At 59.6% G+C, this 20207-nt stretch carries 17 protein-coding genes; 8 read left to right on the plus strand and 9 right to left on the minus strand.

Translation table 11 applies throughout. The features are described 5' to 3' along the window. The first annotated feature begins 180 nt into the window (after positions 1 to 180). Entirely contained in the window at positions 181 to 1053 is an 873-nt protein-coding gene (locus B5D32_RS10340; RefSeq protein WP_078784947.1) for a GIY-YIG nuclease family protein, read from the plus strand. Positions 1054 to 1221: 168 nt separating this feature from the next. On the opposite strand, the gene htpG is transcribed toward B5D32_RS10340, so the two are convergent. Further along, positions 1222 to 3123 (minus strand): molecular chaperone HtpG, encoded by a 1902-nt coding sequence (gene htpG, locus B5D32_RS10345; RefSeq protein WP_078784948.1) that lies wholly within the window; start codon positions 3121 to 3123, stop codon positions 1222 to 1224. Between the two features lie 337 nt (positions 3124 to 3460). On the opposite strand from htpG, the gene B5D32_RS10350 reads away from it, so the two are divergent. The 3 genes from B5D32_RS10350 to B5D32_RS10360 are packed head-to-tail and all read left to right on the plus strand — an operon-like array spanning position 3461 to position 5953. Beyond that, a complete protein-coding gene (locus B5D32_RS10350; RefSeq protein ID WP_078784949.1) occupies positions 3461 to 4270 on the plus strand; it encodes an alpha/beta hydrolase in 810 nt (269 codons plus the stop codon). A 16-nt stretch (positions 4271 to 4286) separates the two neighbouring features. Then, positions 4287 to 5273 (plus strand): D-isomer specific 2-hydroxyacid dehydrogenase family protein, encoded by a 987-nt coding sequence (locus B5D32_RS10355; RefSeq protein ID WP_078784950.1) that lies wholly within the window; start codon positions 4287 to 4289, stop codon positions 5271 to 5273. Continuing rightward, positions 5273 to 5953, plus strand: a complete 681-nt coding sequence (locus tag B5D32_RS10360) for a YkgJ family cysteine cluster protein (RefSeq protein WP_078784951.1) — start codon at positions 5273 to 5275, stop codon at positions 5951 to 5953. Before B5D32_RS10355 ends, B5D32_RS10360 begins: the two co-directional genes overlap by 1 nt. Before the next feature lie 366 nt (positions 5954 to 6319). Here the strand turns inward: B5D32_RS10360 and B5D32_RS10365 are convergent, their stop codons facing one another. The 6 genes from B5D32_RS10365 to B5D32_RS10390 form a co-directional block, all read right to left on the minus strand. Further along, positions 6320 to 7063, minus strand: a complete 744-nt coding sequence (locus tag B5D32_RS10365; protein ID WP_078784952.1) for a J domain-containing protein — start codon at positions 7061 to 7063, stop codon at positions 6320 to 6322. Further along, on the minus strand, positions 7056 to 7910 hold the full coding sequence (locus tag B5D32_RS10370; RefSeq protein WP_078784953.1) for a DUF5685 family protein: 855 nt from the start codon (positions 7908 to 7910) through the stop codon (positions 7056 to 7058). The genes B5D32_RS10365 and B5D32_RS10370 overlap by 8 nt, the downstream gene beginning before the upstream one ends. Before the next feature lie 6 nt (positions 7911 to 7916). Then, entirely contained in the window at positions 7917 to 8309 is a 393-nt protein-coding gene (locus B5D32_RS10375) for a TFIIB-type zinc ribbon-containing protein (RefSeq protein ID WP_242943437.1), read from the minus strand. 107 nt (positions 8310 to 8416) lie between these two features. Beyond that, positions 8417 to 9442, minus strand: coding sequence for an acyltransferase family protein (locus B5D32_RS10380; protein ID WP_078784955.1), 1026 nt, complete (start codon positions 9440 to 9442; stop codon positions 8417 to 8419). 97 nt (positions 9443 to 9539) lie between these two features. Continuing rightward, entirely contained in the window at positions 9540 to 10901 is a 1362-nt protein-coding gene (gene rlmD, locus B5D32_RS10385) for a 23S rRNA (uracil(1939)-C(5))-methyltransferase RlmD (RefSeq protein ID WP_078784956.1), read from the minus strand. Between the two features lie 30 nt (positions 10902 to 10931). Then, positions 10932 to 11801 (minus strand): AraC family transcriptional regulator, encoded by an 870-nt coding sequence (locus tag B5D32_RS10390; protein WP_078784957.1) that lies wholly within the window; start codon positions 11799 to 11801, stop codon positions 10932 to 10934. 219 nt (positions 11802 to 12020) lie between these two features. On the opposite strand from B5D32_RS10390, the gene B5D32_RS10395 reads away from it, so the two are divergent. Next, the gene (locus B5D32_RS10395; RefSeq protein WP_078784958.1) at positions 12021 to 13322 is read left to right on the plus strand and encodes a galactokinase; all 1302 of its coding nucleotides are present in this window, start codon (positions 12021 to 12023) and stop codon (positions 13320 to 13322) included. Positions 13323 to 13768: 446 nt separating this feature from the next. Here B5D32_RS10395 and B5D32_RS10400 read toward each other — a convergent pair whose 3' ends face one another. Next, positions 13769 to 13993 carry a hypothetical protein gene (locus B5D32_RS10400; protein WP_078784959.1) on the minus strand — a complete coding sequence of 75 codons (225 nt, stop codon included), beginning with the start codon at positions 13991 to 13993 and terminating at the stop codon, positions 13769 to 13771. Next, complete coding sequence (locus tag B5D32_RS10405) at positions 13990 to 14766, minus strand: type III pantothenate kinase (RefSeq protein WP_078784960.1); 777 nt, start codon at positions 14764 to 14766, stop codon at positions 13990 to 13992. Before B5D32_RS10405 ends, B5D32_RS10400 begins: the two co-directional genes overlap by 4 nt. Positions 14767 to 14992: 226 nt before the next feature. Between B5D32_RS10405 and coaBC the strand changes: the two genes are divergently transcribed. The 3 genes from coaBC to guaA all read left to right on the plus strand — a co-directional run bounded on the left by coaBC (position 14993) and on the right by guaA (position 20132). Continuing rightward, positions 14993 to 16186 (plus strand): bifunctional phosphopantothenoylcysteine decarboxylase/phosphopantothenate--cysteine ligase CoaBC, encoded by a 1194-nt coding sequence (coaBC, locus tag B5D32_RS10410; protein WP_078784961.1) that lies wholly within the window; start codon positions 14993 to 14995, stop codon positions 16184 to 16186. Positions 16187 to 16426: 240 nt separating this feature from the next. After that, positions 16427 to 18274 carry an asparagine synthase (glutamine-hydrolyzing) gene (gene asnB, locus B5D32_RS10415; protein WP_078784962.1) on the plus strand — a complete coding sequence of 616 codons (1848 nt, stop codon included), beginning with the start codon at positions 16427 to 16429 and terminating at the stop codon, positions 18272 to 18274. Between the two features lie 313 nt (positions 18275 to 18587). After that, positions 18588 to 20132, plus strand: a complete 1545-nt coding sequence (gene guaA, locus B5D32_RS10420) for a glutamine-hydrolyzing GMP synthase (protein ID WP_078784963.1) — start codon at positions 18588 to 18590, stop codon at positions 20130 to 20132. Positions 20133 to 20207: the final 75 nt, after the last annotated feature.

Below are 20207 nucleotides of genomic sequence, written 5' to 3' on the forward strand. Positions count from 1 at the left end.
ATTCCGCAGGGGCGCATTTTTATATCATATAGAGCGGTAGGGGCCGGGCATGCCCGGCCCTCACCATTCCTATAGCCGCCCGTGTACGGGATACATAGCCGCGCAAAACAAAAATCCTTATTGCTTTTGCAGAAAAATTCTTCTATACTAGAATCAAATGACAGATAGGAGAGAACTGCTATGCCGCGAGGAAAAAGCCTGAACCTGTACTTGATGGATGGGAGCGTCAACGGCCGCGTAAAATGCACGCTGGCAAACTGGACAGGCCTTGCCTTTAAAATTCCCCGCACGGCGCTGGACCTGTGCAGGGACCGGAAGGAACTGAAGCAGACAGGTGTGTACTTCCTTTTCGGCAAAGATGAGGAGCATGATCAATCCGTTGTCTATGTTGGGCAGGCCAGCGTCCGAAAAAATGGGGAAGGCATTCTCAAACGCTTGCAGGAGCACAACGGCAGCCCGGAAAAGGACTACTGGACAGAGGCTATTGCCATCACCACCTCTAACGATTCCCTTGGCCCCACGGAAATCAGCTACCTTGAGCACCGCTTCTATCAGTTGGCCGTGGAAGCAAAGCGCTATGCTGTAAAGAATGGCGTTGACCCTGCGCAGGGGAACCCTTCCGAGGAAAAGCAGAGTGAGCTGGAGGACTTCATTGACTACGCCAAAATTGTAGTAGGTATTTTGGGGCATAAGGTATTTGTGCCGCTGGTGGAGCCGACAAGCACGGATACAGTGGGGACGGAAGGGCCGGTACTGCTCTGTGTGAAAAACGGCGTTCAGGCAACAGCCATTCGCACAAGTGACGGCTTTGTGGTGAAGAGGGGGAGCGTGCTCTCGATGAAGCCAACCAAAAGCTGTCCGGAATTTGTCTTAAAGAAGCGCGAGCAATATAAAAATGCGATTGATGAAAACGGCGTTTTGCAGGAGGATGTGCTGTTCAATACACCCTCCGGTGCGTCCAGCTTTGTGTGCGCAGCCAGCACAAGCGGCTATGTGGAATGGAAAACACAGGATGGCAAAACGCTGAAGCAGCTGGAAAAGTCGGATACATAAAGATATTTCCGCGTAGGGGAGAGGCATGAATGCCTCCCCCTACAAAACTTCCAACAAGCACCAGCCAGCCGGAAGCCGGTAGGCCGGGCATGCCCGCCCCTGCTACCCCATCAAAAAACAGCCGCCCGCTCAGGCATCGTACCTGGGCGGGCGGCTGTTATTCTGATTTTACTGCATCAGCCCACACACCAGCTGTGCATAGGCAACGGGGTCCTCAATGGGCAGACCGGCGATCAGCAGGGCTTGGTCATAGAGCAACTCGGCGTACTTGGCGACCTTGTCGGTGTCGCCCGCGGCGTGGGCAGCCTTCAGGGCGGCAAAGACCGTGTGGTTCGGGTTCAGCTCCAGCACCTTCGTGCTCTCGACGCCCTCTGCGTTGGGCATGCGGCGCAGTACCTTCTCCATCTCCATCGAGATACCGCCCTCGGCAGACAGGGTGACGGGGTGCTCCTGCAGGGTCGGATTGACCTTGACCTCTTTGACCTTGCCGTTCAGGTCCTTCTTGATTTCCTCAAACAGGTCCTTGTTCTCGGTCTCGGCAGCCTCGGCGGCCTTCTTCTCGTCCTCGGTCTCCAGACCCAGGTCACCGGAGTTGATGTTCTTAAACTCCTTCTCCTTGTAGTCGCGCATCATCTGCAGGCAGAACTCATCCACATCCTCGGTGCAGAGCAGCAGGTCGTAGCCCTTGCTCAACACCAGCTGGGCGTTGGGCAGCTTGCCCAGACGGTCCGTGTCGTCACCGGCGGCAAAGTAGATGCACTTCTGACCCTCGGGCATCTTCTCGACGTACTCGTCCAGCGTGACGAGCTTTTTCTCCTTGGCGGAGTAGAACATCAGCAGGTCGCCCAGCAGATCCTTGTGCATGCCGTAGTCGCCGTAGATGCCGAACTTGATCTGGCGGCCAAAGTTCTTCCAGAAGGTCTCATACTTCTCGCGGTCATTGATGAGCATCGCGTGCAGTTCGTTCTTGATCTTCTTTTCCAGAGAATTGCGCATCAGCTTGAGCTGGTTGTCCTTCTGCAGCGTCTCACGGCTGATGTTCAGACTCAGATCCTCGCTGTCCACAACACCCTTCACAAAGCTGAAATAATCCGGCAGCAGGTCGGCACACTTCTCCATGATCATAACGCCGGAGGCATACAGCGCCAGACCCTTCTCGTACTCCTTGGTGTAGTAGTCGTACGGGGTCGAGCCGGGGATGAACAGCAGCGCGGTGTAGGTCGCCGTACCCTCGGTGCGGCTGGTGATGACGCGCAGCGGGTCGGTGTAGTCCATAAACTTGTTCTTGTAGAACTCGTTGTAGTCCTCGTCCTTGACCTCGTTCTTCGGGCGCTTCCAGATGGGCACCATGCTGTTCAGCGTTTCCAGCTCGGTGTAGGTCTCGTACTCGGGCTTGTAGTCGTCGCCCGCGTCCTCCGGCTTCGGCTTCTGGCGGGATTTCTCACGGTACATCGTGATGGGGAAGCGGATGTAGTCGCTGTACTTCTTAACGAGGTTTGCAAGCTCGTAATCCTCAAGGTACTCGCTGTACTTGTCGGTATCGGTGTCGTCCTTCAGCACCAGAATGATCTCGGTGCCGACGTCCTCCTTGTCAGCCTCGGTCAGGGTGTAGCCCTCGACGCCGGTGGACTCCCACTTCCAGGCCGTGTCAGCGCCCTGTGCGCGGGAGATGACGGTGACCTTTTTGGCCACCATGAACGCGGAATAGAAGCCGACGCCGAACTGACCGATGATGTCGATGTTATCGCTCTGGTTCTCGGTCTTGAAGTCAAGGGAGCCGGACCTGGCAATCGTGCCGAGGTTCTTCTCCAGCTCCTCCTTCGTCATGCCGATGCCGTTATCGGTGATGGTCAGCGTGCGGCTGTCCTTGTCGGGCTGGATGTGGATTTTCAGGTCATCCTTCGTGATGCCGATGGACGTGTCGGTCAGGCTCTTGAAGTAGCGCTTGTCGCAGGCGTCCGATGCGTTGGAGATCAGCTCACGCAGGAAGATCTCTCGGTTTGTATAGATAGAATTGATCATCAGGTCAAGCAGCTTTTTGCTCTCGGCCTTAAACTGATGCATAGCCATGGTAGAAAACCTCACTTTATACAAATGAAATTAGCACTCGTTTATTTCAACTGCTAAAGCTAGTTTAGCACTCTTTTTAATAAAGTGCAACCCTTGCACAGCATTTTAACAAAAAATTTAAATTCAGGGCTTTTCAAACGTGGGAATTTGCGGTATGCTAACAATGTATAAGGTATTCTGTTAAACAGCGCGGTAGGGGCCGGGCATGCCCGGCCCGCGGGCTTGCCCGTGAATGTCTGCCTGCGTACAGCTGCGGGCCGCATATAGGCGGCCCCTACGCCCTGCCGACAAAAAACGATCCCTTACCATAGAAATACCATAGAAAGAAGAATCCATCATGCTAATATACACCCACACTCTCCCCGGCGGCGCACAGCTCATCGGGTATCTGCGCGATAGGACCGTCGAGATGCCTGCCTTCAACACCCGTCCGGCCATTCTCATCCTGCCGGGCGGCGGCTACGCCTGGTGCAGCAAACGCGAGGCCGACCCCGTTGCCATGCAGTTCCTGCAGGCTGGCTACAACGTTTTTACCCTCTATTACACCTGCCGAAGTGACGAGACCGTGCCCGCGCTGCGTTGGCAGCCGCTGATCGATGCTGCCGGGGCGATCCTGCATATCCGCCGCAATGCAGAGCAGTTCGGCATCGACCCGGCGAAAATCGCCATCTGCGGCTTCTCGGCGGGCGGCCATCTGGCGGCGTCCACGGCCATCCTGTGGGACGCCGAGCCTGTGCAGACCGCCCTTGGCATCCACGGCACCGAGGCCCGCCCCGATGCCGTTGTGCTGGGCTATCCGGTCATCACGGCGGGGAAATACCGCCACGACGGCTCCCTTGTCAACCTCTGCGGCGATGACGCCGACCTGCGCGCCACAATGAGCCTGGAAAACCAGGTCCGCGACGGTCTGCCGCCCTTCTTCGTCTGGCATACGGTGGAGGACCCGTCCGTCCCCGTGCAGAACTCTTTGATGCTTGCCGGTGCGCTGACAGCCCATAAGGTCCCGCTGGAGCTGCATCTTTTCGCCCACGACGGCCACGGCACAAGTACCTGCACGCGGGAGGTCAACACCCCCAACAAGCATAACAGCGCCTGGGTGGCCCTCTGCACGGACTGGCTGGCCGAAACCTTTGATTTTCACCTGTAACAGGAGATGACAAAGCATGAAAATCATGTTTTACGCGCTGCGCCCCTTTGATGAGCAGCAATACTGCGAGCCCTACAAAGCCCGCTACGGCATCGACTACACCGGCACGCCCGACGTGCCGCGCCCGGATAACCTGCATCTGGCCGAGGGCTGCGACGCCGTCAGCACGAACCCCTGCGAGATACGCCCTGAATATTTGCAGACATGGGCTGAAATGGGCGTCAAATATCTGCCTTGCCGCAGCATCGGCTATGATCATATCCCGCTGGACACCGCCAAAAAGCTGGGTCTGCGCATCAGCCACAGCCACTACCCGCCGGACGGCGTGGCCAACTATACGATCATGCTCATGCTGATGTGTACCCGCCGCATGAACGAAATCATGCTGCGCGCCAATGTGCAGGACTACTCGCTGCCCGGCAAGATGGGCCGCGATATTTCCGGCTGCACGGTGGGCGTCATCGGTACGGGCAAGATCGGCCAGACGGTCATCCGCCACCTGAGCGGCTTCGGCTGCAAGATTTTGGCCTACGACCTCTACCCGAACGACGCGGTCAGGCAGTACGCCGACTACGTCACGCTGGACGAGCTTTACGCGCAAAGTGACATTATCACGCTGCACACGAACGCCACGGCGGAAAACCACCACCTCATCAACGCCGGCGCCCTTGCAAAAATGAAGGACGGCGTGCTGCTCGTCAACACGGCGCGGGGCACGCTCATTGACCCCGACACGCTGATCGCCGGGCTGGAAAGCGGTAAGATCGGCGGCGCGGGCCTCGACGTCATTGAGGATGAGACCGGTATTTACTATTACAACCGCATGGGGCAGGCCATCCCGAACCGCGAACTGAACCTGTTGCGCAGCTATCCCAATGTCATTGTCAGCCCGCACACGGCGTTTTACACCGACGTCAATGTCGCCAGCATGGTGCAGAGCCCGTTTGAGGCGCTGGACGCCTACGCCCACGGCCAGCCCTACGCCGGTGAGGTGCAGATGTGATGCCAGCCGTTGAGCCGGGCCGCTGCGGCGAACACTGGGACGACTGCCCGCGGCTGGCGGCAGGGGACCGCTTTGACTTTGCCTGTGCGGGCTGCGGCGACTGCTGCCGCCAGAGGCGCGATCTGGTGCTGTCGGGGTATGACCTCTACCGCATTGCGCGGCGGCTTAGCTTGCCGCCCCGTATCGTGGCGGCGGCGTTCTGCAAAAGCTACCTTGCGCCTGAAAGCTGCCTGCCCGCCCTGCGCCTGACGCCGGACCCCAAAACCGGCAACTGCCGCTTTTTTGAGGGCAGCGCCTGCACCATCCACGCCGCGCGCCCGCTGGCCTGTGCGCTCTACCCGCTGGGGCAGAGCATCGACACGGTGACAGCGCAGACGGAATATTACGTACAGACGCCGCTTTGCGGTGCGCGGGCAGGGGAGGCACGGACGCTGCAGGACTATCTGCAGGATTCCGCCGTGCTGGACCGCGCGGGGGTGGATGCCCGCTGGGCCATCGTCTGCACGCAGCTTTCCCACCGGTTACAGGCCGCGGGCGGCACGGATAACCCCCGTTTCTCCGCCGCTGTCAGGCGTATGGAGCGTGCCCTCTACTACGACTACGAGCTCGGCGACGACTTCTACCCGCAGTTTTGTCAAAACATAGAAATTTTAATGCCGCTTTTGGACAGGATGCTGTAAAAAACAGCTTTGTAGGGAGCGGTCTTGACCGCTCCGTGCAGCTCTGCGGCAGAAACCAACGCCCTGGAGGGGTCAAGACCCCTCCCTACAAAATTTCCCGTAAATTGTCGGATGCGGGTAAACGGACGGTTTGTAGGGGGAGACATTCATGTCTCCCGTGCACCTTCCCACCGCCGCCAACGCCCCGGGAGAGAAAAATCCCTCCCCTACAAAACAACAACAAAAGCGCTGTGACCTTTTCAAACAGTCACAGCGCTTTTCCTATATTGCTTTGTAGGGGCCGCATATATGCGGCCCGCAGCCTGAAGATAACCGCCCAACTGCGGGAAAGCCGCGGGCCGGGCATGCCCGGCCCCTACGTGTAAATCAGCAGATAAAGAATCCGCCTCTGCCGCCGCAGCAGCACCAGCTCAAAATATTGCACACCAATAAATACATCCAGAACGACAGACAGAAAGACCCCGGGCTGCCGCTGGGCTGGGCGTAGGGCTGCTGGTAGCTTGTGTAGCTGCGGCCCGGGCTTTGCAGCTGATCCAGCAGGTTTTGATAAGCGTAGTTGTTCGGCTCCATCGAGACCGCTGTCCGGGCCTCCTCCTGCGCGCGGATGTTGTTGCCAAGCCCCTGATTGGCCAGCGCGGCGTAGTAGTGCCACTGGGCCGTGCGGTTGGCAGTGGGGATGCCGTTCAGCGTGTTCATGGCCTCCTCATAGAAGCCGCTGCGGATGTAGTTTGCCGCGGCACGCAGCTCTGGGTCACCGGCAGCGCTGCCGTAGCTCTGCCGCCCGGACGAGCCGCTTGTGCTGTAATACCCAAACCCGAACGGTCCAAAGCCAAACCCGGCCCCGCTGAACGGGTCCTGATACTGTTGGCTGTAGCCGCTCTGGCTGCTGCCATAGCGCTGCCCGCCAGCACTGTAAGACGCCCCGCCGCCCTGCTTGATGCGCATGATCTCGCTGTAAGCGGCCTGCACCTCTTTAAAGTGCTCCTCCGCCGACGGGTCATCGGGGTGCAGGTCGGGGTGGTACTCCTTGCATTTTTTGCGGTAGGCTTTTTTAATCGTTTCGTCGTCGGCACTGGGGGTGATGCCCAATACACTGTATGGATCAGTCATGGCGCTTTGCCTCCCTGTGCTTGCGTACCAGCGCGTATTTGCTCCACACGCCGGAATAGATCGTGTTGTACAATAGCTTCCCCTCCGGGGTGTCCTTTAAAATCGGCAGCATCTCAAACTGCTGTGCGCAGCGGCCCATCTGCTGGGTCAAAAGCTCGTGGCAGCGCTGCTCATAGGCGGCGGGCGGCAGCTCGTCCGCCAACTGCCGCAGGGCGTTGAACTGCCCGCGGCGGCTGTCCTTTTCCAGATCGTCGTAGGCGTCCATCAGGTAGATGAACGCCCCCAGCCCATTGCCCATGCCGCGCAGCGCCGGGGCCCAGATGTCGTCGCGGCAGGCGAACACCTCGCCCAGCAGTGCGCCAAAGGCGTTGCACAGCGCGTCCAAATTGTGGCTGCCGGCGCTTTCCAGCGTATTCAGCCTGTCCAGCTGTGCGGCCATGGTCTGCAGCTGGCGCGGCCAGCGCTCCCGCAGGGCGGGCAGGCTTGGCTCCAGCTTTTGCGCCTGCGTCAGACTGGCGCGGCGGTGATCGTCCTGCCAGTCATCGAGAAAGTTGTAGTACGCCAGCGCGGCGGTCATGTCGGCGGCGTAGTCCAGCAGCTCGTTGTCCGCGCGGGGGCGTTTTTTCAGTGGGTGGGGCACACAGCGGCCCTCGGAAAAGGCTGTGGGCGTGTCATACAGTGCTGTCAGCAGAATGGCGACAAACGCCATGTCATAGCTTAATGCCAACTGTCCGGTGCGTCCGTAGCGGCGGCCCAGCGTCCGGCACAGCCCGCAGTAGTAAGCCTGGTAGCGGTCCATCTCGGCGTCTGCCAGACCTTTACGGTAAAGCGTAACATATCCGAACATCGCGCGTCAACTCTTTTTGATGAACTGATGGCCGCACTTCGGGCAGGTGATGCTGATCTTGCCACGCCCGCGGGGCACGCGCAGCTGCTGGCCGCACTGGGGGCAGCGGTAATAGTGATAGTCCTTGCGCTGCTTGAACCGCACCTGCTGCTTGCCAAACCACGTGGTAACGCGGTTCTGGTAGGAGAGATATTTGAGGTTTTCACTGTACCGCTTGCGGGTGTTGCGGCTCAAAATGCGGAAATAGCTGTAGACGATGGCCACCAGCCCCAGCCAGTACAGCACCGGCGACACCCACGCGCCGATGACAATAAGGATAAGCGACGAAATACACAGGAAACCGCCGAACTGGTCGAACCCATATCGGCCCGCCATAAACCGCTGAAACCAGCCTTTCATGTAAAAACCACCTTTTTGCGGCAAAGCCGCATTGTTTTCATCGTACTATTATGGCACACAAATATGGGCAAATCGTGAACAAGCGGGGAATAGAGTTTGAACAAATACTACTTCCGTCCGCCGGTCAGCACATCCAGTGCTTTCGGGCAGAACCGAGAAAGCATGGTATGCAGCGACCAGGCCAGGCACAAAATAGCAAGCAGATACAACACACGTCCCAGTCCATTGATGAGTGTGGCAGGCGAAGCCTGGTATACCACGTACATCAAATCGCGGATCGGATGCAAGAGGTGCTTGAGCAATGGCTGATGCAGAGCGTACACAAGGAACGACAAGTGATAGACTTTTCTGTCACACAGGGACTCCGGCATAGGCAATAAGAACAGCGCGAACAGCGGAAGTACTTGCAGCGTTATGAGCGAGAAAAAGCCAGAAAACACGGCGTCGGCAGCAAATGCAGCCAAAAGCGCAGCCAACAGAAAGCGTAGATTATCTATCTCCGATGCCTGTGCGCAATAAAATCCGAAGTAAGCGCCCAAAAGATAGGACGGCATATAGCGCAAAATATTATTGACATAGCTATATTGGCAGAAAGCCGAGACAAAATCTGCGGATTGCAGCCAGTAGAAAAACAAAATTGCCGCGAACGTAAGGCAAAAGCCAAGACAACGACCTGCACGTTCGTAAATAAGCAGAACAACAGGGGCAAGCAATGCCAGCAGAAAGACCGCATAGAGATACCACAGTGCGCCATCCGGCGGCCATTGGTCAAGAAGAAAGGTCGTTTTCAGAAATTCGCGTTTGGTCATGGCCTCATGGTGCAGCAGATTGACCGCAAAAGTCAAACACTGCCACGCCAGATAGGGAACCAACAGCGAAAAAGTGCGGCGCTTGACCTTACCGGCCCAGCCGCGCAGCGATAAATTCAGAAACAGCAAATAGCCAGTCACTGCAAAAAAATAGGACATGGCAAGTGTCGCGGTATTTGTGAAGAAGTTTGATATGGCATCAAAACATACCTGGTCCAACCCAACGGACGGAACAGCCGGGGAAGGGCCGCAGTGATAGAGAACGATGCCGCAGGTCATCACAAACCCCAGAAAGGATATGCGCCTGCTGATTTCCTGGTTCATGTAGGAAACTCCTTATTATTCAAATCCTCTCCAACCACTCATACTTCCTCGGTACGAGGTGGCCGACAAGGTGAAAACAAAACCCCTAGGTGCTGTCTCATTCCCAGACTAGTTTCACGACACACTCCACGTGCTTCGTCCTCGGGAACAGATCCACCGGCTGGACCTCCACGGCTTTATACCCGTGCTCGGTCAGCCACTTGGCATCCCTTGCCGCTGTTGCGGCGTTGCAGCTGACCATGACCACGGTCCGCGGGGCCATCTCGGCGATGGCGGTCAGGGCCGCCTCGTCGCAGCCCTTGCGGGGCGGGTCTACGACGATCACGTCGGGACGCGCACCCTCGGCGGCGAGCTGGGCCGCGGCTGCACCGGCATCCTGACAGCGGAAGTCCGCTCTGTCCGCGTCCAGTCCCAGCCGCGCGGCGGTCTCCTTCGCGCCCTCGACAGCCTGCGGCACGACCTCAACGCCGACTAAGCGCTTGCAGTCCGCCAGCATCGAAAGCCCGATCGTGCCCATGCCGCAGTACAGGTCCAGCAAAAAATCGTCCGGCTTCAGCCCGGCGTACTCCCGCGCCTTGGCGTAGAGCACCTCGGCGGCGGGGGTGTTGACCTGGTAAAATTCATGCACACCCATCCGCAACGGCACACCGGCCAGCGTGTCTTCAATGACGCCGGGGCCCAGCACAGTGCGGGTCCTGCGGCCCAAAATAACGTTCGTCCGCTCACTGTTGCGGTTGACCAAAATTGTCGTTAAAGCAAACTCTTTTTGCAGTGTGGCGCAAATTTCCGCCTCGTTCGGCAGGCCGTTGCCGTTCACCACAAAGCACAAAAGCCGCTGCCCGCTGTGCCAGCCCTGACGCATGTACAAATGGCGCACGCGGCCTGTGTGGGTCTCCTCGTTGTAGGCGGTGATGCCGTTCTCCTCCAGCAGCGCACAGGCGCGGGCAGCCAATTCGTTCATCCACGCGGGCTGCAGCTTGCAGTCGGTGCAGGCCACAATGCGGTGGCTGCGCCCGGCAAAAAAGCCGGTCACAATATGCCCGTTCTCGTCGGTGCCTACGGGCAGCTGGACCTTGTTGCGGTAGCGGTCCGTGTCGGGTGCGCCCAGCACGTCCAGCACCGGTACGTCCAGCTTGCCCAGCCGCGCAAAGGCGTCCCGTACAAACTGGGTCTTGGCGGCGCACTCGGCCTCATAACTGATATGCCGCAGCCCGCAGCCACCGCAGGGTCCGGCCACAGGGCAGTCCTGTTTGATGCGGCCCGGCCCGGCGGTCAGCAGCTTCTCCACGCGGCCAAAGGCATAGGTTTTCATCGGCTTGACAATGCGCACCTCGGCCACGTCGCCGGGGGCGGTCAGCGGCACAAAAACGGCCTGACCGTCCTTGTGGGCCACGCCGTTTCCGTCATTGGAGAGCGCTTCGATCTCCAGAGTAATGATCTGATTTTTCGTAAAAGGCATGTCTGCTCCTTATAAATAGTGCGGGAAATGTTACGGGTTGATGGCCTGCGGTGCGGCAGGGCCCTCCTTCTCCAGCGTGGCCAGGTACTTGCTTGGCGGCACGCCCTTGACCTTTTTGAACACGCGGGAAAAATAGAACTGGTCAAAAAAGCCCACAGATACGGCAATTTCCGCAATCGACAGGCTGGAATTCTTCAGCAGGCTGCACGCCTCGCTGATGCGGTAGCTTGTCAGGTAGTCAATGGGGCTCTGCCCGACGTTCGACATGAACACGCGGTACAGGTGGCTGCGGCTGACGCCGACGGCCTTGGCAATATCGTCCACCGAAATATCATGCGAGTAGTTGAACTGGATATACTTGATGGCGGCCAGCACGTACTGGCTGCTGGACGAGCCCACGTTAGGCATCGCCTCGCGGGCCTCCTTCATCAGGTGCGCCATAAAGATATACAGATAGCCCGTCATCAGGGCCTCGCACTGCGGCTCCGGCCCGCGGGACAGGTAGATGTTGTACAGCGCCTCCCGCACGGTCTGCGGGTCCTTGCAGTGGTGTACGGGGTGCGCGTCGGAGAACGGCGTCTGCTGCACCAGCTTGTTGGCACATGCGCCGTTGAAGCCGACCCAGTAGTACTCCCACGGGTCGGTCTCGTCGGCGGCGTAGGTGATGAGCTGGTTCGGCTTGGCCAAGAACAGATCGCCCTCCTGCAGCGTGTGCGAGGCCCCGTTGACCTGATACACACCCTTGCCCGCCACCACCAGATGGATCAGGTAGTGGTCGCGCACGCCGGGACCCCAGGTATGGCCCGGCTGGCAGTATTCATGCCCGCAGTTAAAAATCGAGAGCTCGACGTTGTCGGTGTAGCTCTGCTTGTAGGATTGCTTCATCTCATTGATGGTCATGGCGGCACCTCGCTCGTGTGATATTTTCATTATACCAAGCTATTCATCAAAAGTCCATAAAAGAGGCGGAAAAAATGTTTGCTTTTTTTGCAGGATTTGCTATACTGAAAACAAGAAACCCGCAGAGAGCCGCTCCTTTGGCTGTCTGCCTAAAAACATAAGGCTCAATTTGTGCATATCTACGAAAAGAGCCGCCCGACAGGAAAGGTGAGTGGAATCATGGCAAATACCATTGAACTCAAACAGCAGATCGCACAGGGCGAATACGACGCCGCCTTTGCCAAGCTGTACGGTGCAGACGCCGTGCAGGAGCAGCGCAAGCGCTATACCGACCTGATTGACGAATTTGAAAAGAAATACGGCACCGACCGCACGGTGCGCCTCTATTCCGCCCCGGGCCGCACCGAGATCGGCGGCAACCACACCGACCACAACAACGGCGTGGTGCTGGCAGGCTCTGTCAACCTGGATATGGTGGCCGTCGTCTCCCCGAATGAGGAAAATGTCATCCGCGTCAAGTCCCTGGGCTTTGACAAAATTGACGATGTCGATGTCACCAACCTCGTCCCGCAGCCGCGCGAGGCCGAGCATTCCGCGTCCCTGATCCGCGGCGTCGCCAAAGGCATTGTGGATGCAGGCGGCAAGGTGGGCGGCTTTGATTGCTACACCACCAGCAACGTGCTGCGCGGCTCCGGTCTGTCCAGCTCCGCAGCCTTTGAGGTCTGCATCGGTGCCATCCTGCGCGGCGAGTACAACAACAATGACATGGAGAAGTTCAACCAGGTCAAGATCGCCCAGATCGGCCAGTATGCCGAGAACGTCTTCTTTGGCAAGCCCTGCGGTCTGATGGACCAGACCGCCTGCGCCGTCGGCGGCGTTATCACCATCGACTTCAAGGACCCGGCCCACCCGGTGGTCGGCCAGACCGCCATTGATCTGGCAAAGCACGGCTTTGTCATGTGCATCAGCGATACGAAGGGCAGCCACGCCGACCTGACCGACGACTATGCCGCCATCCGCCGTGAGATGGAGAGTGTGGCCGAGCAGTTCGGCAAAAAGGTCCTGCGCGAGGTCGATGAAGACGAGTTCTACAAGGCTCTGCCCAAGCTGCGCAAGGCCGTGGGGGACCGCGCCGTCGTGCGTGCGATGCACTTCTACAACGACTGCCGCCGCGCCGCCCAGCTCTGCGACGCCGTGCGCGAGGACGATTTTGAAACGTTCCTGCGCCTGATTATCGAGGGCGGTCACTCCAGCTTTGAGTTCAACCAGAACGCCTACAGCATCAAGAACCCGAAGGAGCAGGGCGTGCCTGTGGCCCTGGCCTTGAGCCAGCGCGTGCTGAATGGCCGCGGCGCGTGGCGTCTGCAGGGCGGCGGCTTTGCCGGCACCATTCAGGCGTTTGTGCCCGTTGACCTGCTGGACGCCTACAAGGCCGCCATCGACGGCTGCTTCGGCGAAGGCAGCTGCCACGTCCTGAACATCCGCAACTACGGTGCCGTGCCCGTGACGCCGGATATGTGAGCGCATAAAAGAGTGTAAATAAAGCCGCAGCTGTGCAGAAAACGCATAGCTGCGGCTTTTTGTGCTTTTTTAATATCATCGTGCGGTAGGGGCCGGGCATGCCCGGCCCGGAGGTTACCAAAAAGTGCTGTGTAGGGGCGCACAGTGTGCGCCCGCAGGTTGCCAAAAAAGTGCCTCGTAGGGGCGAACAATGTTCGCCCCTACAAACCGGCAGAATCAACAGGCAGCCGCTCCAAGAAGCCCCGTAGGGAGCGGTCTTGACCGCTCCGCATCCATCTTCCGCCGCCGCAAACACCCCGGGCGGATATGGAATCCGCCCCTACGTCGCAGGGGTTGGCGTCCGCGACGCTCCGCGGAACGCATACGCCCGTTCTCGATAGTCGTAGGGGCGGCATACATGCCGCCCGGGCACCTTCCGCCGTCGCAAACCGCCCACAAACAGCAGGCTACTTCATCCGCCGCTTCAAAAACCACATCCCAGCCAGCAGCACGCCGACCACCACCGCGGTAAACACGGCGTGAATCTGGATGCTCGTATACCACGGTGCGGATTGCAGCGCATACAGCCCGGGATGGGCGTGATAGTCCCAGCAGGTGTAGCCCGTCACGCCCAAAAACACGCCGATCACACACCAGACGGCGGTCTTTAAAACTTTATACAGTCGATTCATTTCCCGTTCCTCTCCCAGATCAGTGCCAGCCCCTTGAACAGCAAATCAGCGTCATAGATGATCTTCCGCTTGCAGCAGGGCATAATGTACGGCGCTAACCCGCCGGTGGCGACCACGGTCAGCGGCTGGCCCAGCTCGGCCTCAACGCGGTCCGCTAACCCGTCCAGCATGGCGGCGGTGCCGAACATGGCCCCGTTGTTCAGCGCGGCGACGGTGTTCGCGCCAATCAGATGCTCCGGCGGCTCGGGCGCGATGGGCGGCAGCTGCGCCGTGCCCGCGCTGATGGCCCGCAGGCTCGTCTGCACGCCGGGCACGATGAACCCGCCCAAAAACACCTTTTTGTCCGATATAACGTTGTATGTTGTCGCCGTGCCCAGATCCACGGTCATGCAGGGCAGGGGATAGTGCTCCGCTGCCGCAGCGGCATCAGCGATGCGGTCCCGGCCCACCTTGGCGGGCTCGTCCACGGCGAAGGTCAGTCCGGTGTCCAGCGTGTAATTCACAATCAGCGCCTCGCGCCCGGTCAGCCGCTTGCAGGCGGCGGCCAGCACGCCGGTCAGGCGTGGCACGACGCTGCACACAATAACGCCCTCACAGGCGGTGGGGTCCACAGGCAGGCGCTGCAGCAGAAATTTCATCTCGGCGGCGTACTCGTCCTCGGTGCAGCGGGGGCGGGTGACCATGCGGGTCGTGAACGCAATGGTGCGGTGGTCCGCCCCGTCCAGCCCGCCAATGCAGATGTTGGAGTTGCCGATGTCAACTGCTAAAACCATAATCTATCCTTTTATAAAATAAGAAATAAAAAATAATAAATAACAAATATGGTGGATCGCGGCGCTGCGCACCGCTCAAAAATATTATACGCATTTGCATACGGGGCGTCAATCTGCTATAATACACGCAGAGCAATTTCGTTTTTGCCAAAGGCAAAAACTCCACATCATTTATTATTTTTTATTTCTTATTTATTATTTGTTTAGCAGGGGTGTGACCTTACAAATGCTGTTAAAAAATAAAACCGTTGTCCTCGGCATCACCGGGGGCATTGCCGCCTACAAAATGCCCAACGTGGCGCATGCACTCGTCAAGCTGGGCGCGGATGTACACGTTCTTATGACGAAAAACGCCACCGAGTTTATCTCGCCGCTGGTGTTTGAGACGCTGACCCGCCGCCGCTGCCAGGTCGATACGTTTGACCGCAACTTCCAGTACGATGTGGCCCATATCAGCCTTGCCAACGCGGCAGATTTGATGCTCATCGCCCCGGCCACGGCCAACGTCATCGCCAAGCTGGCCCACGGTCAGGCCGACGACATGCTGACCACCGTCACGCTGGCCGCGACCTGCCCCAAGCTGGTCGCGCCCGCCATGAACACCCACATGCTCGAAAACCCCATCACCCAGGATAACCTCAAAACGCTGGAGCACTACGGCTTCACGGTCATCCCGTCCGGCTCCGGTATGCTGGCCTGCGGCGACGTCGGCTCGGGCCGTCTGCCCGATGAGGGTATGCTGGTTGACTACGTCCTGCGGGAGCTGGCCTGCGCGAAAGACCTTAAAGGCAAAAAGGTCGTCGTCTCTGCCGGTGCCACGCAGGAGCCGATGGACCCCGTGCGCTACCTGACGAACCACTCCACCGGCAAGATGGGCTACGCCGTGGCCCGCGCCTGTATGCTGCGCGGCGCAGACGTCACGCTGCTGGCGTCCACCGGCTGCACGCTGCCGCCCGTGCCGTTTGTAAAGACCGTTCCGTTCACCACCGCCGCCGACCTGTTTGAGGCCGTCAAGGCAAACGCCATGGACGCTGACGCCCTCGTCATGGCCGCCGCCGTGGCCGACTACCGCCCAGCCACTGTCGCCGCGGACAAGGTCAAAAAGCACGACGGCGAGATGAATATTGCTCTGGAACGCACCGACGATATTTTAGCCTGGGTCGGTGCGCATAAGCCGGAAAAGCTGTTTGTCTGCGGCTTCTCGATGGAGACCCGCGACTTGATTGAAAACAGCACGGCCAAGCTGCACAAGAAGAACATGGATATGATCGTGGCCAACAACCTGAAGGTGCCCGGCGCAGGCTTCGGCGTGGACACGAACGTTGTGACCATCATCACCGCCCAGGGCGTCACCGAGCTGCCCCTCCAGAGCAAGGATGCCGTCGCCGGTCACATCGCAGACGCGATTGCGGGAAAGTAAGAAACAGACCGCAAACAGCCAAAGCCCCTCAGGTCTCGCTGTCGCTCGTCCAGCTCCCCACTGCGTGGGGAGCCTTTTATCGCGGGCTTCGCCCGCGCAAAAGCCTCCCCTCACAGGGGAGGTGGCCGAGCCCGCGAGGCCGGAAGGGCTTTACCCGCCCACCCTTTCCCGAAACCCAAAAATCATACCCCCGCCCCCACCTGCATATTCATTTGTGAATCATGCAAAGGGGGCGTTTTTATGTGCGGAATTGCGGGGCAGGTCGGGCGCGACCCCCGGACCATCCAGCGACGGTACGCGGCCTACTGCGCCATGCAGCAAACGCTGGCGCGGCGCGGGCCGGACCAGCGCGGTATGTACATCTGCGGCGCAGCGGCGCTCATCCACGCGCGGCTGGCGGTTGTGGATCTCGAAAACGGCCTGCAGCCCATGCAGCTGGACTGGCAGGGTGAAACCTACGTGCTGGTTTATAACGGCGAGCTCTACAACACGCCCGAGCTGCGCGCCGCACTGGCCGCCCGCGGGCACAGCTTCAACGGGCACTCCGACACCGAGGTACTGCTCCACGCTTTTGCCGAGTGGGGCGCAAACTGCGTGCCCAGGTGCAACGGTATTTTTGCGTTTGCGGTCTGGCAGCAGAACGCAGGTACGCTGTTTTTGGCGCGGGACCGCTGCGGCGTCAAGCCGCTGTTCTACACGCAGGCGGAGAACTCGCTGATATTTGGCAGTGAGCTGAAGACCCTGCTGGCGCACCCGGCTGTGCCGTCCCGCGTCGATGCCAACGGCCTGGCCGAGGTGCTGCTGCTTGGACCCGGGCGCACGCCGGGCTGCGGCGTATTTCAAAATGTGCGGGAGCTGCTGCCCGGCCAGTACGCTGTCTATGAGACCCAAACCGCCCGCCTGACCCTGCACACCTACTGGCGGCTCGAGGACCACGACCACCCCGACGACTTCGCCGCCACGGCCCGCAGGGTGCGCGACCTCGTCACCGATGCTATCGAGCGGCAGCTCGTGTCCGACGTGCCCGTGGCAACGTTTTTGTCCGGCGGGCTGGATTCCAGCCTGATCTCGGCCATTGCCGACGCGCATTTTACGGCGCAGGGCAACCAGCTGCAAACGTTCTCGGTGGGCTACCGTGATAACAAAAAGTACTTCCACGCAACAAAATTTCAGCCCGGCGCGGATGCACCCTACATCCGCAAAATGAACGACTTTCTCCATGCCAGGCACCACTGGGTCACGCTGGACACGCCGGAGCTTGTGCCCGCGCTGTACGCCGCGGTGGACGCCCGCGACCTGCCCGGCATGGCGGACGTGGATGCGTCGCTGCTCGTGTTCTGCCGGCATATCAAGCCCCACGCCACGGTGGCGCTGTCGGGGGAGTGCGCGGACGAAATTTTCGGTGGCTACCCGTGGTATCGCGACCCCACGGTGCGCGAGCGGTACGGCTTCCCATGGGCGCAGTCCACGGCTTACCGCGCGTCGTTCATCAAGCCCGGTGTGCTGGGCGGCATCGACCCGGCGGCGTTCGTGGATGAACGCTATCGCGCCACGCTGGCACAGACCTCCGTCCGCCCTGGCCTGCCCGCCGCAGAACAGCGGATGCGCCAGATGATGAACCTGAATTTCAAATGGTTCATGCAGACGCTGCTGGACCGCAAGGACCGCATGAGCATGTACAGCGGCCTCGAGGTCCGCGTGCCGTTCTGCGATTACCGCATTGCGGAGTATCTCTACTCGGTCCCATGGGAGTTCAAGGACTATCACGGGCAGGAAAAGGGCCTCCTGCGCGAGGCCATGCGCGGCGTGCTGCCCGACGAGGTTCTGTGGCGGCGCAAAAGCCCGTACCCCAAAACGTGGAACCCCAGCTACCTGGCTGCCGTCTCGGCGGAGCTGCGCACCGTCCTGAACGACCCCGCCGCGCCGCTTCTGCGCATCATTCGGGCGGACGCACTGGAAACGCTGCTGGCCTCCGGCGCGGATAACCCCATCCCGTGGTACGGTCAGCTGATGACCACGCCCCAGACTATCGCGTGGTTTTTGCAGCTGAACTATTGGCTGACAAAGTATAAGGTGGAGCTGGTGTGAACTTGCGGCGGGGTGGGGCACCCCGCCCTACGTGTATCATTTATGCGGGGACGTAGGGCGGCATGCCCTCATGCCGCCGTGCCCGTTCCCGCCACCGCAAGCCTCCCGACGCCACCGTAGGGGCGGATTCCCTATCCGCCCGCGAACCTAATGCAGCCGCACACGGCCCGGGCACATATACAAGGCACCCCTGCGTCACGCTGTACGCCACACAAATGCAAAAATAATTTATTTTCCCTCCCCATCTGTTCAAACCCGCCAAAACGTGCTATAATAACCCAAAAGGACTATAAATAGAGAAGGGAGTCTCCTCATGCAGCAGGAAACTGTCATCGTTCTGGATTTCGGCGGCCAGTATAATCAGCTGATCGCCCGCCGCGTCCGCGAATGCAACGTATATTGCGAGATTTATTCGTACCGCACCGACCTTGCTAAAATCAAGGCCAAAAACCCCAAGGGCATCATCTTCACCGGCGGCCCCAACAGCGCCTACCTGCCGGATTCGCCCACGATCGACCCCGAAATTTATAACTGGGGCGTGCCCATCCTCGGCATCTGCTACGGCAGCCAGCTGATGATGCACATGCTGGGCGGCAAGGTCTGCAAGGCACCCGAGCGCGAGTACGGCAAGACGCTGGTCGACTTGAACACCGACAGCCCGCTGTTTGACACTCTGCCCGCGCAGAATGTCTGCTGGATGAGCCATAACGACTACATCGAGCAGGCCGCCCCCGGCTTTGAGATCGTGGCCCACACGCCCAACTGTCCGGTGGCTGCCGCGCAGGATAAGGCACGCGGCCTCTACGCCGTGCAGTTCCACCCTGAGGTCCTGCACACCGAGAACGGCACGAAAATTCTGCGTAACTTCGTCTATAATGTCTGCCGCTGCGCCGGTGACTGGAAGATGGACTCCTTCGTGGAAAACTCCGTCAAGGCCTTGCGCGAAAAGATCGGCGACGGCAAGGTACTCTGCGCCCTGTCTGGCGGCGTGGATTCCAGCGTCTGCGCGGCCATGCTGGCCAAGGCCATCGGCAAGCAGCTGACCTGCGTGTTCGTGGACCACGGTCTGCTGCGCAAGAATGAGCGCGAGCAGGTTTGCGAGGTCTTTGGCGAGGGCGGCCAGTTCGACATCAACTTTGTCTGCGTCGATGCCCGTGACCGCTTCTACAAGAAGCTGGCCGGTCAGGACGCCCCCGAGCGCAAGCGCAAGATCATCGGCGAGGAGTTCATCCGCGTCTTTGAGGATGAGGCTAAAAAGATCGGTGCTGTGGACTTTTTGGCACAGGGCACGATTTACCCCGATGTGGTCGAGTCCGGCCTCGGCGGCGAATCTGCCACGATCAAGAGCCACCACAACGTCGGCGGTCTGCCCGACTACGTTGACTTTAAGGAAATCGTCGAGCCGCTGCGCGACCTGTTCAAGGACGAAGTCCGTCAGGCTGGCCGTGAGCTGGGCCTGCCGGAGTACCTTGTCGCCCGCCAGCCGTTCCCCGGCCCGGGCCTGGCCATCCGCATCATCGGCGATGTGACCCCCGAGAAGGTCGCCATTGTGCAGGATGCCGACGCCATCTGGCGTGAGGAGATCGACAAGCTGCCCATGGCCCAGCGCCCGAGCCAGTACTTTGCCGCGCTGACCAACATGCGCAGTGTCGGCGTTATGGGCGACGAGCGCACCTACGACTACGCCATCGCTCTGCGCGCCGTCACCACGACGGATTTCATGACCGCCGAGGTCACGATCCTGCCGACGGAGACCATCACCACCGCCGCCAACCGCATCGTGAACGAGGTCAAGAACATCAACCGCGTCATGTTCGACTACACCACGAAACCGCCGGCAACGATTGAGTTTGAATAACCCCTAACCCTGCCATCCCGCCTTGGCCTGACGCCTGGCGGGATTTTTTGTTGCGCGGGAGGCGCGGGTGGTGTA

The organism is Gemmiger formicilis, assembly GCF_900167555.1.
Taxonomy (GTDB): Bacteria; Bacillota; Clostridia; order Oscillospirales; family Ruminococcaceae; genus Gemmiger; species Gemmiger formicilis.